The following is a 14,769-nucleotide window of genomic DNA, read 5'->3' on the forward strand; positions in this document are numbered from 1 at the left end:
GTTTGAAGAAAGGATTGGTATTCATGGAGTTCAGAGATTTGAAAGCTCAATACACTGAATTAAAGCCAGCGATGGATCAGGCGATTGCAGCTGTGATAGATAAAGCGAATTTTATAAGTGGAAGTCAAGTCAGCGATTTGGAAACAACTCTGGCGGATTATGTGGGAGTCAAACACTGTATAAGTTGTGGAAATGGAACAGATGCGTTGACGATGATGATGATGGCGTGGAATATTGGAGAAGGAGATGCGATATTTGTTCCAGATTTTACATTTTTTGCGTCAGCGGAAGTGGTGGCTTTCGAAGGTGCAACACCAATCTTTTACGATGTGTGTGAGGAGACATTTAATGCGGATATACTTTCATTAGAATCAGCAATACAAGCGGTGCTCAAAGAAAACAAATTGCATTTGAAGGCTATTATAGCAGTTGATTTATTCGGACAGCCGGCGAACTATCCACAACTTGAACAAATTGCAAAAAAGTATAATATGTTGTTGCTGGAGGATGCTGCTCAAGGATTTGGAGGGAAAATTGGCAATAAAAAAGCGTGTAGTTTTGGCGATGCGGCAACTACATCATTTTTTCCGGCTAAACCTTTGGGATGTTACGGAGATGGCGGTGCTATATTTACTGATGATGATGAAACAGCAGATTACTTACGTTCTATTCGTGTTCATGGAAAAGGGAATTATAAGTATGATAATATAAGGATAGGATGGAATTCAAGGTTGGATACTCTTCAAGCCGCAATTCTGCAAGTGAAATTTTCTCATTTCAAGAATTTCGAATTACAGGCAGTTAATAATGTCGCGGAAGAATATACAAATATGCTAAACGGAATTGTAAAAACTCCTAAAATACTAGAGGGTTTTTATTCAAGTTGGGCACAATATACAGTTTTAACTAGAACACAGGAAGAAAGAGCGTTACTGCAAAATTATCTGAAACAAAAGGGTATTCCGACAATGATTTATTACCCCAAAGGAATGCACGAGCAAGAGGCATTTGCAAATTCCAGACAATATACTGAGCTCACTATATCAGAAAAATTATGTGGTTGTGTTTTGTCATTACCGATGCATCCATATTTGACAGAACAAGAAGTTGAGTCGGTAACTGATAATATAAGAAAATTTATTGAATATTATAGAAATGATAAATCTTAGACCGCAAGAAAATGAGGATTAGATAAATGACAGTATCATTTTGCGTAATTGCATATAATGAAGAGAAAGCGATTTCGTCTCTCTTTCAGGACATAAGGAATCAAGAATATCCTCATGAAAAAATGGAGATTATATTTGTTAATTCCATGTCTACAGATAATACAAAAAAGATGATGGAAAGGTTCGCAGAGGAAAATAATCATTTTATACGTGTGCTAATTGCTGATAATCCTAAAAAAGTTCAGGCGGCAGGATGGAATATTGCGATTAACACAGCTCGGGAAGATATTATTATACGGATAGATGCCCACACTCAAATACCAAGCGATTTTGTGAAAAAAGTAGTAGAATGTATGGAAGAAGGAGAATCGGTTGTAGGTGGGCAGAGACCTAATATAGCCGAAGAAGATACCCCTTGGAAACATACACTGTTACTTGCGGAGAAGTCTATGTTTGGAAGTAGTATTGCACCATATAGGACAGGACACCACAAAACGTATGTGAAATCAGTGTTTCATGGAGCATACAGACGTGAAGTGTTTGAAAAGGCTGGATTATTTAATGAAAATTTAGGTCGTACAGAAGATAATGAAATGCATTATAGAATTAGAAAAGCGGGGTATCGGATTTGTTATAACCCTAAAATTATATCTTACCAGCAAACAAGAAGTTCTTGGAAAGAAATGATAAAACAGAAATATGGTAATGGGTTATGGATAGGATTGACTACTGGGATATGTCCAAGGTGTTTTTCTTTATTTCATTTTGTGCCATTACTTTTTTTGGTGGGGATTATATTATGTGTGATTCTTCTGATTGTGGGCTTTCCTATTTGGTTTAAAACACTGGGAATTATTTATGGAAGTATGAATGTTTTGATGTCAATTGCAACGGCTTTAAGAGAAAAGTGGCATTGGTGTTACTTACTTTTGCCGATTATATTTTTATCCTTGCATCTTTCTTATGGGATAGGAACCTTAATAGGAATATTTAAAATGCCTTATTGGAGAAAAAAACTAAAAGTGCATATAAACAATAATAGATAAAAGTGAGGTAAGTAGCATTGCTGAAGAATATGGAGTTTAAAATGCAGTTTGTGTTATGTTGCATTTTAAATAAATGTGCGACTATAACGGCACAGCTTGATGAAAAAAGACGAGAATTCTTTTTAAGTTGTTGCTTTGGATTGATTAGTATAACTTCTTATATATATTCTATTTTTCCAATCTATGTGCATTTGCTATATAAATGTATCATAGGAGCAGTAATTATGTTTGGCATTCTTCTTTGTTCGATAGAGCGAGAGGTAAAACCGGTTAGATGGAGCAAGCCCATTACAGTACTATGGTTTATGTTTGGTATATTACGTTTAAGTTCCGGCATTGTTACCTCAATAGAATTTATTCCGTTAGCGTGCATTTGGCTAATAGCATTTCCAAGTATATTTTTAGTATGGAATAACAGAAAGGACTACAATGTTCTATTTAAATCTTTATATCATGGATTTGTATATCCCAGCATTGCGTTTTTTTGCATTTCCATATTATTTGCCCCGATAGGAACAGAAGCGTATACAGGTATTACAGTAAATCCTAATTCCCTTGGACAACATTTGGTTGCTATTGTGGCACTGGTGGTGGCAAGATTCTTATATGCAGCTAATAAAAAAGAACAGATAGAAAATGGGATTATTTTTGGTGTTATTGTGAGTTTTGCGTTCTTTTCAAGAAGTAGAACTGCTACAGTTACCATTGCAGGGACGTTTTTGGCTGGAATGTTAGTAAACATTATTTTTAAGAAAAAGCCATTTCGACAGACTTTGGCGGATTTAATTATAATCATTGCAGGGAGTGGTTTGATTTGTGTTTCTCTGTGGGGAATAAATACATTGTCAGTAAAATATCTACCTAATTTTCAGCATTATGAGCAAAAAACTGAGACAGAGAATCCGAAAAAGATTTTGAATAACTATATAGATAGGATTGAAGGTAATGATAAGCATGAGTCGGGAATTGAAAATTATTCGTCTGGTAGAACGGGAATATGGGAAGAAGTTATTCGCAAGTTAAATATAAAAGGACATCCAAGCCGTGATCACATTATTACTGTACGGAACGGTGATGTGGGCAATAATGCACATAATGTTTTTTTGCAGTTTGCTTATGATCATGGGGTATTTGCAGGCATTTTATTTAGCGTTTTATACATTGTGGCTCTTTTTAAATGCTTCTTGTTGGTTAAAGAAAAAAAACATTCCGCGGGAATCGGAGAAGAAATATTGTTGGTTCAAATTGCGTATCTAGGCTTATCACTTTTTACCAGTACAAATTTACCATTTTTGTATGAGACTAGTTTTGTATATTATTTTACTTATGCAATCCTATTTAGCGATGACTCGTTTTGGGACAAATCAGAGATTTCAGTATCAAGAAAAGGGAAATGATTATGGAAGATATAAAGGGGAAGATAAACTTATTGATACAGAGAGGTTTATTTCATATATTTGGAACAAGTATAGTTAATAATATTATACAGTTTTTGACAAATATTTTTATTGTTCATTTAGTTTCGAAAAATGAATATGGCGTATATACTTATGCTAATAATATTATGAGTTTCTTTCTCTTAGTGCGAGGATTGGGATTGGTAAGCGGCCTTTTACAGTTTGCATCAGAGGAGTCTTCTGTTGAAGAGCGTATAAAAATTTATAAATATACACTTGTTAAAGGTAATCAGATTAATATTCTTTTATCAATCGGGTTATTGCTTTGGTCAATTTTTGGATATGTGAAGCTTGATTCATCAAGAATATATTTGGGAGCTATGGCAATTGTACCAATTTTACAATGGATGTTTGATTATGTCACATCAATTTTTCGAATTAAACAGAACAATATATGGTATGCCCGTATTACTAACATTAATACAGTGATTTATTTTTTTTGCTCTGTTATAGGGGCCAAGATGTTTGGGGTGATGGGAATTATAATTGCCAGATATTTTGCTTTTATAGCCTCTATTTTAATAGCATTTATATATTTAAAAGAAGATATCAGAGCAATGTGTCTTGTGAACGGTAAACAATATAGGCAGTCAAAAGTTCTTATGAAATATTCTGTTACAGCATGTGCCAGTAATTCTATCTCGGAATTATTATATCTTTTAGATGTGTTTCTGATTGGAGTTTTTGTTGGAAGTCCTGCAATTATTGCATCTTATAAAGTGGCAACTCAGATACCAACAGCTTTAATTTTCATACCAAGTGGCATTATGGTGTTTATTTATCCGTATTTTGCAAGTCATAATAAAGATATGGAATGGATTAAAAAAAATTATAGGCGGGTTATAGGTGTGCTGGCTGTAGTGAATGGGGTCATTAGTCTTGTGGGAATAATTTTGGCGCCTTTTATAGTTAAATTATTGTGGGGGGATACATATAGTGATGCTATTTTACCGTTTCGTATTTTGATGTTTAATTATTTTGTTTCAGGTACGTTGCGAATCCCCTGCGGAAATATTTTGGCTATGTTAAGGAAAGTAAATGTAAATCTTATTGTTAGCATTGTCTCGGGGATTTGTAACATTATATTTGATATCATACTGATTAAATTGTGGGGGTCTGTAGGGGCAGCCATTGCTACACTATTAGTAGTTTTTGTTTCTTCTTTTATCTCACTCCCATATTTAATCTTTTATGTCAATAAAGCGATAAAAAAGGAGAAAAAAGAATGCTTGGATGGATTATAGAAGAAAATGGTACTAAGCGACTGGGCAAGAAGCAAATTATTGGAACAGAATTGTGGTTTGAATATAAACATAATGGAAGATTTCTAGAAGATAAGGTATGTATTGATAATGAGTATGTTTTTTTACTTCTGGATGGGGTTATATTTAATGTGGATGAACTATTAGCAGACTCACCAATGGGATGGGAGGAATATGCGTTAACAAGTATTCAAAAAGATCAAGAGAATTTTTTGAAAAGTTTAAGAGGTAGTTTTAATGGGATATTTATTAATAAAATAGAGCATTCGATAAATGCTTTTGTAGATCAACTTGGGGAACGTCCAGTTTTTTATTACAGTGGTGAGGAAAAATTGGTGGTCTCTTCTAATTTTAATTGGTTGGTTGAGAATTTGAAGAATAATGGATTAGAATGTAAGCCAGATTACGATGCCATAAAAAATATGCTTTATTTTGGTTATATGATGGATAACAAGACATTTGTGAAGTGTATAAAAAGAGTATTTCCAGGTAATATAGTGCATTATAAGAAAGGAGTACCAGAAGAGCAGAAATATTTCAGGTTTGACAATTCAGACGTACTGGATGTTTCCGACGACGAACTTATAGAATTGATTGATACAACTTTTGTAAAAGCAGTAAGAAGAGAATTCGAAAAAGATAAAAAATACGGATACAAACATTTAGTAGATATTAGCGGAGGAATGGATGCAAGAGCAATTTGTTTTGTTGCTAAAGCACTGGGGTATACCGATGTTACTAATATTTGTTACAGCCAAATGAATGCAGATGAGCGAAAGATAACAGAAGAGCTAATCAGACAGCTTGGTAATGATTATATTTTTAAATCTTTGAATAATGCAAGCTTTTTGTATGATATTGATGAGACAATAAAAGAAAATTATGGTTTAACATTTTATGCGGGGATTACAGGTGGACGTTCACTATTAAAGACTTTAAATCCTAATCAATTTGGTATTGAACATACTGGAATATTGGGAGATGTATATGGCGGAAGCTTTAGTGTGCATCCTGTTTATGAAAAACCATATATTATGGACAAGCAGCGTTTCACCCATTTGCTGGATATAGATATAAAAACAGACTTTCTTAATGAATTTGCTGAAAACGAACTCCTTTGGTTTTATACAAGAGGACTTTTAGGGGCCGTAACCACACATTTAATCCGACAAAATTATTTTGAGACATATTCACCTTTTGAAGATATAGAAGTTTTAGAATTGATGTTTAAAATACCTTTGGAAAAAAGGATTACAGATAGAATATATGTGAAATGGTTGGAGAAAAAATATCCTGAAGCAGTTAAGGTTAAATATGCACAGACGTTATGTAAGCCGACAAGCTCTAAATGGAAAATTAAGTGTATGGCAGCTTGGAAAATCGCGTATTTTAAAGTGATTCTCCCCATTTTGCATAAGTTTAATTCGAAGATAGAATTAAATTATAGAGGAACAATGAATCCCGTAGATTATTGGTGTAATACTAATGAAACACTTGCAAATTTTATAGAGCAATATTTTCAGAACACTATAGAATTAGTAGATAATGTTGAGATAAAAGAAAATTTGTATACAATGCATAACGAAGGAAATGCAGTAGATAAAATGATAATGTTAACGGTGTTAGGAGTTTATAATGTGTATTTTAAATAAAGTAGAGGTCAAAAATGAAGGTTAATAAGAAGGCAAAAGAGGTTATTCAATTAGTATTGCTTATACTGGGGGGGGCAGTAACAATAACGGGAGGAACAACTGGTAATTTAGATGTCATGTCATCAGGAGTGATTATTCTTTGGCTTGATAATGTTTGGTATGCAGCTATGGATTTTCAGAAAAGATTTCACTTTTTTGTATTTCAAATAACCTTCTTTACTTTTTTGATGGGAAGAATGGTAGTAAATTACTTAGATGGTAAAAAATGGTGGCTTGAAGCAGAACAGGTAACAAAAAATAATGTGTTTGCATTAACTGTAATGGCGCTATCTTTAGTTGCTATGTTGATAGGAGCATATCTGACTGAAAAGCTTTGTATTAAAAGTAATAAAGCAATAAAAAAGGAAAAAGAAAAAAAAGCTCAGTTTAAAAAAAATTTACAGTCCGTTGCATTGTTGATGTTTTTTGTTACAATGATATTTTTTGCTATACAGGAAGGCGAAAAATTAATTTATATGGCGGGAAAATCATATTTAGATTACTATACCGGATTTCATAGTCAACTTCCGGGAATTGTATATACTATCGCATCATTTATGAAATATAGCTTGTGCATTTATTTAGCAACTATGCCATATAAAAAAAGAACAATTATCCCGTTGGTGTTGTACGAGTTTTCTGCTATACCATCTTTATTAGTAGGAATGCGCAATCCATTCATACAAAACGCATTGTTTATTTTGGCCTATTATGTATTAAGAAATGTAATTGATAATAAAGAGAAATGGATTGGAAAAATTGAAAAGATTATTTTAGTGGTTGGAATTCCTTCAACATTAATTTTCATGACTGCATTTGCATTCATACGTTCAGGGGCTTCTGTAAGAAATGCCAATCCGTTTAAACTTTTACTCGGATTTTTTGAGGGACAGGGGGTTACAATAAATGTTTTGAGCAGAGGATATGGTTATTGTTTGAATTTGCCAGAAAGAGATTTTAGAAATTATACCTTTGGTGGAATCATTGATTATTTTGTTCATGGGACGGTTGGGCAGCGTTTGTTTGGTACATCTCCGTTGCCCGATGGGAATTGCTATACAAATGGCAGATTAAGCAATAATCTAGCACATAATCTTTCCTATACGGTTATGCAGGATAATTATCTCAAGGGACAAGGGTTGGGATCCAGTTATTTACTGGAAAATTACATTGATTTCGGATATATTGGCGTTGCAGTCTTTAGCTTAGTATTAGGAGGGATTCTTATTTATTTTATGAGGGGAATTAAATATAATAATCTTCTAAATATTATAATTATGGTTTCTCTTACAGGGATTTTTTATATACCCCGGGCCGAGGCAACAGGGTGGCTCACTTTTATAGTTACAATTCAGTTTTGGGCGTGTACTGTTGGATGTTATGTAGGGGCATGGATTATAGAAAATAATCAATGGATATATGTCTTATTTAAAAAATTAAGGTTGTTTCCTAAAGAATAGTTAATGCATTATTGTTTAGCAGAAAGGGAAGTATGAAAAAAGAAATTTGAATGTGGATTTAATTCGGTATGTTACAGTGTTTTCTGCTATTTCTGCATATATTTCCTTAATAGTATCTTTTATAATACATTATTATTAGGAAGATGATAAAATACAATTTTGATCATGTTGCTATTTGCGATTCTAAAAACTAAATTTAGATAAAATACCTAAAAATGCGGAAAAGATTATTACTATAGTATTTGAATGTATTAAACCATAATACAAAAATATAAAAGAAAGGAAAGTGTGATAATTTCGTTGAGCAATTGTCATACAACATTAAAATGAAAATTTTGGTTATACCATCGTGGTATCCAAGTGAAAAATATCCCAATAATGGTGTTTTTTTTAAAGAACAAGTAAAAGCGTTGAAAAAACAGGGAATAGATATAACAGTTTTGTGTATAAATATACCTTATAGAAAAACACCAAAAGAGTTTCCTTACTTTAAACTTTGTCATTGTGTTGAAGAAGGTATAGAGGTGTATCGCTTTTGCTTACCACCAGTAGGAATCAGACATTTTTCTAATATATATTATTTTTTGCTGAGAAAAATAGCAATATATTTATATAAACGAGAATTGCAGAACAAAGGGTTTGATCTTATTCATGCACATTCATTCATTAGTGGTGGTTATATTGCAATCCAGCTAAAACAAAAATTTGGTTGTAAATGTGTAATAACTGAGCACAGTTCAAAGATATTATTGCATCAATTAAATGATTATGAAGAATCTATTCTTAAAAAGTGTGTTGAGAACAGTGATATTTTTATTTCTGTTTCAAATAATCTAAAAAAAGCAATTGAAAATATTACTGGTGAGAAAAAGAAAATTTTGGTAATACCTAACATGGTAAATTGCATTTTTTCTTTTAAAGAGAAAATGCAAAAGGATTTCATATTTGCCAGTGTAGGAAATTTGATACCATTAAAACAGATGAATTATTTGGTGGAAGCATTTTCAGAAGCATTTAAAAACCAAAAAAATGTTTTACTGTATATTGCTGGAGATGGTCCAGAACGAGATAGATTGAACCAATTAATAGTCAAATATCAAATGCAAAAACAAATTCTCCTCTTAGGGGAGATATCAAGAAAAGAGGTAGTGAGATTATTGCAAAGAAGTAAAGTGATGGTCTTACTAAGTAAGGTGGAAACATTTGGAATTGCTTATATTGAAGCGCTGGCTACAGGGAATGTTATATTAGGTAGTAATAATGGTGGGATAAATGATATTGTTAATAAAGATAATGGTGTAATTTTGGACAGTTTAGATATTGAAAGTATAGTTAGGGGGCTTAAAAAGATATATGTAAACTATGATTTATATAATCCGAAGGAAATAAGTATGTTATGTAAAGAAAATTATGGCTCAGAAAAAATTTGTTCACAATTACGATGCGAATATGAGAAACTGATTAACGAAAAATAGGGAGATAGTAAAATATGACTTTTACAAGTATAGTATTTTTATTTGTTTTTTTACCTATAACTCTTATGATATATTATTTTTTTTATGCACTAGAAGCGCATTGGAGAATGTTAAAAAAATTTCGGTTACTAGATTGTATATTAGTAATACTAAGCTTGTTCTTTTACAGTTGGGCGTGCTTTGATGATGTGTTTAAGTTAATCGTCTATGTAATAATAGTTTGGGGAGCTGGTATTTGTTTACATAAAGTAAAAGCAAAGAAAAAATTGCCGACTATTATGTCTGTGATTGCATTAATTGCCGTGCTATTTTATTTTAAGTATTATAACTTTTTTATAGAAATTTGGAATAATCTGTTAGCCACTGGTGTGAAGGAAAAAAATATTCTAGCCCCATTAGGAGTGTCTTTTATTGTGTTTTCCACAATTTCATATATTGTGGACATTTATAGAGGGGAAGCTGAGGCAGGGAATATTCTGGACACAGCATTGTATCTAACTTTTTTCCCCAAAGTGATTTCGGGACCTATTATGCTTTATAAAGATTTTAAATTTCAGAATCGTGACAGGATAATAAATTTAGAAAAATTTGTATATGGTATCAATCGAATTATTATTGGTTTAGCTAAAAAAGTAATTTTAGCAGATACATTTGGTATATTAGTTGAGACTATTCAAGCAGATTCCGTTTATGGAATTGATGTTCTGACTGCATGGGGAGGCGCGTTGCTGTATATGTTTCAAATATACTATGATTTTTCAGGATATTCGGATATTGCCATAGGACTTGGTAATATGTTTGGCTTTCGAATTAAGGAAAATTTTAACTTTCCGTATATATCAAGTTCAATAACTGAATTTTGGAGAAGATGGCATATTTCGTTGGGAACATGGTTTCGAGAATATCTCTATATACCGTTAGGTGGGAATAGAAAAGGTAAGATAAGAACCTTATTGAATCTATTTGTTGTATTTACAGTTACAGGTATTTGGCATGGTGCGGGATGGAATTATATTATTTGGGGAGCATTTCACGGAGTTTTTATTGTAGCGGAGCGTTGTATTAGAAATACTAGAATTTATTGTAAAATACCTAAATATATCAAATGGAGTTTTACAATGTTTATAGTCTATATTGGATGGGAAATTTTCCGACTACAAAGTTTGTCAGAAATTATAAGATATGTAAAAATTATGCTTGGCAATATTTCATTCCCAACAGTTAACTTTACGTTTGCTTATTATTTTGATTTTAGAATCCTTGTATTATTGGTTATAGCCGTATTTGGAGCTACAATTTTTTCGACAGAATGTTTTGTCAAATGCAAGAAGCAAATAGAAAAATACAATATAGCTTTTTTAGTACAGGAAATAGGAGCATTATTTTTGTTCATATTAAGTATATTATTTATGATTAATTCGACGTATAGTCCATTTCTTTACTTCCAATATTAGGAGAGCACGTTATGAAAAAAATAAGGATTTTGATAATTACAATATTTTGCTTTTTGCTCGTTGCACCAATGGTTTTATTTAATTGGGAAGAAAACTCTATATCGACTATTGATAATAGAGCACTGATGAATAATCCATTTGGAAATAACTATATTCCTGAGGATGGAGAGGAGCGAGATATTACAGAAGAGATTGAACAATATTTACAAGATCGGATAGGTTTGAGAGATCAGATGATATATGCATATACTGTATTAAATGATGCATTATTACATAATATGGTACATCCTTCATATGAATATGGTAAAGACGGATATGTTTTTATGAAGTCTGATAGAAATAGAAAATTTGGGGACTTTGAACTGGCATATGTAGATATGCTTGAAAAAATCAATACATATTGCTCAGAAAGAAGTATTCCTTTTATTTTTGTATTAAATCCTTCAAAGATTTCTATATTGAGAAATGAATTAAAGGATGGGATAAATTATAATAATGAGTGGTTGGAGACGTTTTTTGATGAGCTGGATAAACGTGGTATTAAATATGTTGACAATTCTGAAATTTTACAGCAAAAAATTAACGAGGGTGAGATGGTATTTAATAAAAAGTATAATGCAGGTCACTGGAATGATTTGGGAGCGTTTTTTGGTGTAAATAATATATTGAAAGGTATGCAGGAATCTTATCCTCAATTACACATAAATAGTAAGGAAGAATTTTTAATTAATGAGGTTTTAAATACTAGTTTACCGGTTTCTGAGTTTCCAATTCATGAGTATGAGCCGGTTTTTGAACTTAAGGATGAGGTAGAGAATAGGTCAGATTTATATAGAGATGAATTAAGTATGCACCCAGATTTTCCAACGTTTGGGTACTTTGTGAATGAAAATAGGAAGAGTGAAGAAAATCCCAAAACTTTAGTTTTTCAAGGTAGCTATATGAATGGAATGGGATATAAATTTATGATGAATAGTTTAAATGAATATATTTATGTGCATGCCTATCAAAATGCGATAAATTTTGACTATTATTATAATATTTTTAAACCAGATTTTGTGATTTTGGAAAACGCTGAAGCTACATTGTCGGGTAGCTTTTTCTTTCAAGAAGGGATGGAAAAAATGGAGTTGCCACCATCCTTAAAAGCATTTGAAGCGTATGTGGTAGAAGAAGATGAATTAAAAAAGGATTCTATAAATATTGAAGAGGAAAAACAGTTGGCAAATATTACCGTGAAAAATTTGGGGGATGATGTAGAGTATGCATATTTGATTATTGGCGACGAAGAATTCAGCATGGCAAAGGCAGATAACACTTATAGAGTAACGGTAGAGAAGACTAAAATAAATAAAGGGGAGATAAATGTCATTACAATTTGTAATGGTATTAAAAAAATATATAAGTTGATAGCCTGAGAATGTGAAAATGCCAATATGATATTTTCCCGTAAGCTATAAATGAATATAGTTTGAGGAAAAGGTGGTAATGTGGATTGTATTTATGCACAAAATCTTGTATTATAAAGCATATGGAGACCGACATGAAAAAATTATGTTTCGTAAATTATGATATGACAGTTACAGGAGGCGTTGAGCAGGTGACTACTTCACTTGCCAATGCCTTCTGCAATGATTATGAGGTTTATATTTATGCAATATTTGGAAAAGGTAAAAAAGTACCATATGATTGGGATAAGCGTATCATCTATAAGGCTGAGTTGACAGAAGACTGTAGAATCAGAAAACGTATAATGCAGGTGTTTACCCCTTTTAAGAAATTTGTCATAGAAAATAAGATAGATATTGTTTTCTTGATGGAAAATCATCCGGCACTTATTGTCTCACCAGTTAGGTTTTTTACAAAAGCGAAATATATATTTTGTGATCACGGGGCACTGATGAACGAATGGAAGAAAAAAGATATTACGTTGTTTCGATTTTGGGATTCACTAATTTCACATAAAGTGGTAACATTAACAGAACAAACGCGTTTGGACTATATAAAAAAATTTCATTTAAATCCTAAAAAAATACAAAGTATATATAATTGGATTCCACAGGAAGTACTATGCGCCAGACGGCCATATGACTTGAATACAAAAGAAATAATAACAGTTGGGAGATTCAGTGAAGAAAAAGGTTATGATATGCTGGTGGAAGTTGCAAAAAAAGTATTGCCGGAATTTCCTGACTGGACATGGCATCTGTATGGGAATGGAGACACTCTTGAGAAAACAGTAAATAGGGTGAAGGAATTTAAATTGGATGCTCAAGTGATTTTTGAAGGAAATATAAAGAATGCATATCAGCACTTTCACAAGTATGCCTTTTTGGTTCTTCCTTCTTATCGGGAAGGACTACCGCTTACTTTACTGGAAGCAAAAGCATGTGGTCTTCCGATGGTAAGTTTTGATGTCACTACAGGCCCGGGAGAAATTATAGAGGATGGAAAAGATGGGTATTTGGTTGCACCATATGATTTGGAGCAAATGGCAGAGAGAATGATTGAGTTGATGGAAGATAGTGTAAGAAGGCAAAGATTTTCTGAATACACACAGAAGAACATTCAAAAATTTGAAAAAAACCAGATATATAAGCAATGGATAGAGCTGATAGAGGAGTTGTTACATGATTGAAAAGGAAACAAGCATGAGGGTATTGCAGGTAGGGTTATCCTATAATCCCGGAGGAATTGAAAGCTTTGTAATGAATTATTATCGTCAGATTTCCCGGGAGGGTGTACAATTTGATTTTGTCAGTATGTTTCCTAAGCTTGCTTATGAGGATGAGATTCTGCAAATGGGTGGCAGAGTGTATCATACTGTAGATGCGAGAAAATATCCTTTGAAATTCAGAAAGCAGCTCATGGAGATACTGACAAATGAAAAATATATGGCTGTACATGTAAATATGCTTTCAGCAGCAAATATTGTACCATTGATTGTAGCAAAAAAAACGGGGATTCCGAAGGTAATTGCACATTCACATAATTCATCTTCTCCAGGAATTATACGAAATGTTCTACATTATGTGAATAAACATCTTATTCCGAGGTATGCTACCGATTATTTTGCGTGTAGTAACGTGGCAGGACAATGGCTATTTGATGAAAAGCGTCTTCAGAGTTCTGAATTTCATGTTGTGCATAATGCGCTGGATATAAAAAAATTCTTGTATTCAGAGCCAGAGAGTGTAAACATAAGAAAAGAACTTGCTATAGAGGAAAAATTTGTGATAGGGCATATTGGTAGATTTGAAGAACAAAAAAATCACAAATTTTTGCTGGAAATCTTTCATGAAGTGGTGAAGAAGCGGGATGATGCTGTACTTATATTGGTAGGGAACGGGGAACTGCTGGAAGAATCAAGAAGAGTAGTAAAGGTGTATGGAATAGAGGATAAAGTGAAGTTTCTTGGCATTCGTAATGATGTGGAAAGAATTTGGAAAGCGATAGACTTGTTCTTGTTTCCCTCCTTATTTGAAGGATTACCGATTGTTGCACTGGAAGCACAGGCTGCAGGTGTATATAGTATCTTATCGGATGCTATCACACAGGAAGTAAAAATAACAGATAATGTAAAGTTTGTATCGTTAAACAAAGGTAAAGAATACTGGGTGCAACAGATTCTGCAGTGTGCAGATTATCAACGAAACGACATGCAAAATGCTATTATTCTAGAACAGTTTAAAAAAGCAGGATATGATATTTGTGAAGAGGCCAAGAGATTAAAGAAATACTATTTAGCTTAAATG

At 32.6% G+C, this 14,769-nt stretch carries 11 protein-coding genes; all 11 read left to right on the plus strand.

The genetic code is table 11. The features are described from left to right. Positions 1-23 precede the first annotated feature (23 nt). The 11 genes from BN6465_RS02345 (at position 24) to BN6465_RS02395 (ending at position 14,766) form a co-directional block, all read left to right on the plus strand. Positions 24-1,169, plus strand: coding sequence for a DegT/DnrJ/EryC1/StrS family aminotransferase (locus BN6465_RS02345; RefSeq protein ID WP_066732717.1), 1,146 nt, complete (start codon positions 24-26; stop codon positions 1,167-1,169). A 26-nt stretch (positions 1,170-1,195) separates the two neighbouring features. Then, a complete protein-coding gene (locus BN6465_RS02350; RefSeq protein ID WP_066731352.1) occupies positions 1,196-2,215 on the plus strand; it encodes an ExoA family glycosyltransferase in 1,020 nt (339 codons plus the stop codon). Positions 2,216-2,256: 41 nt separating this feature from the next. Continuing rightward, positions 2,257-3,612 carry an O-antigen ligase family protein gene (locus BN6465_RS02355; RefSeq protein WP_199882781.1) on the plus strand — a complete coding sequence of 452 codons (1,356 nt, stop codon included), beginning with the start codon at positions 2,257-2,259 and terminating at the stop codon, positions 3,610-3,612. Positions 3,613-3,614: 2 nt separating this feature from the next. Beyond that, positions 3,615-4,916, plus strand: a complete 1,302-nt coding sequence (locus tag BN6465_RS02360; protein ID WP_199882782.1) for a lipopolysaccharide biosynthesis protein — start codon at positions 3,615-3,617, stop codon at positions 4,914-4,916. After that, positions 4,898-6,586 (plus strand): asparagine synthetase B family protein, encoded by a 1,689-nt coding sequence (locus tag BN6465_RS02365; RefSeq protein ID WP_066731359.1) that lies wholly within the window; start codon positions 4,898-4,900, stop codon positions 6,584-6,586. Before BN6465_RS02360 ends, BN6465_RS02365 begins: the two co-directional genes overlap by 19 nt. Before the next feature lie 14 nt (positions 6,587-6,600). Further along, complete coding sequence (locus tag BN6465_RS02370; RefSeq protein WP_066731361.1) at positions 6,601-8,085, plus strand: O-antigen polysaccharide polymerase Wzy family protein; 1,485 nt, start codon at positions 6,601-6,603, stop codon at positions 8,083-8,085. Positions 8,086-8,411: 326 nt separating this feature from the next. Continuing rightward, entirely contained in the window at positions 8,412-9,560 is a 1,149-nt protein-coding gene (locus BN6465_RS02375; RefSeq protein ID WP_154670177.1) for a glycosyltransferase, read from the plus strand. A 14-nt stretch (positions 9,561-9,574) separates the two neighbouring features. After that, positions 9,575-11,014 carry an MBOAT family O-acyltransferase gene (locus BN6465_RS02380; RefSeq protein WP_066731365.1) on the plus strand — a complete coding sequence of 480 codons (1,440 nt, stop codon included), beginning with the start codon at positions 9,575-9,577 and terminating at the stop codon, positions 11,012-11,014. An 11-nt stretch (positions 11,015-11,025) separates the two neighbouring features. Then, the gene (locus BN6465_RS02385; protein ID WP_066731367.1) at positions 11,026-12,432 is read left to right on the plus strand and encodes a hypothetical protein; all 1,407 of its coding nucleotides are present in this window, start codon (positions 11,026-11,028) and stop codon (positions 12,430-12,432) included. A gap of 125 nt (positions 12,433-12,557) precedes the next feature. Further along, complete coding sequence (locus BN6465_RS02390; RefSeq protein WP_199882783.1) at positions 12,558-13,652, plus strand: glycosyltransferase family 4 protein; 1,095 nt, start codon at positions 12,558-12,560, stop codon at positions 13,650-13,652. After that, the gene (locus BN6465_RS02395) at positions 13,645-14,766 is read left to right on the plus strand and encodes a glycosyltransferase family 1 protein (RefSeq protein WP_066731374.1); all 1,122 of its coding nucleotides are present in this window, start codon (positions 13,645-13,647) and stop codon (positions 14,764-14,766) included. The genes BN6465_RS02390 and BN6465_RS02395 overlap by 8 nt, the downstream gene beginning before the upstream one ends. Positions 14,767-14,769 lie beyond the last annotated feature (3 nt).

Source organism: Bariatricus massiliensis, assembly GCF_900086725.1.
Classification (GTDB): Bacteria; Bacillota; Clostridia; order Lachnospirales; family Lachnospiraceae; genus Allocoprococcus; species Allocoprococcus massiliensis.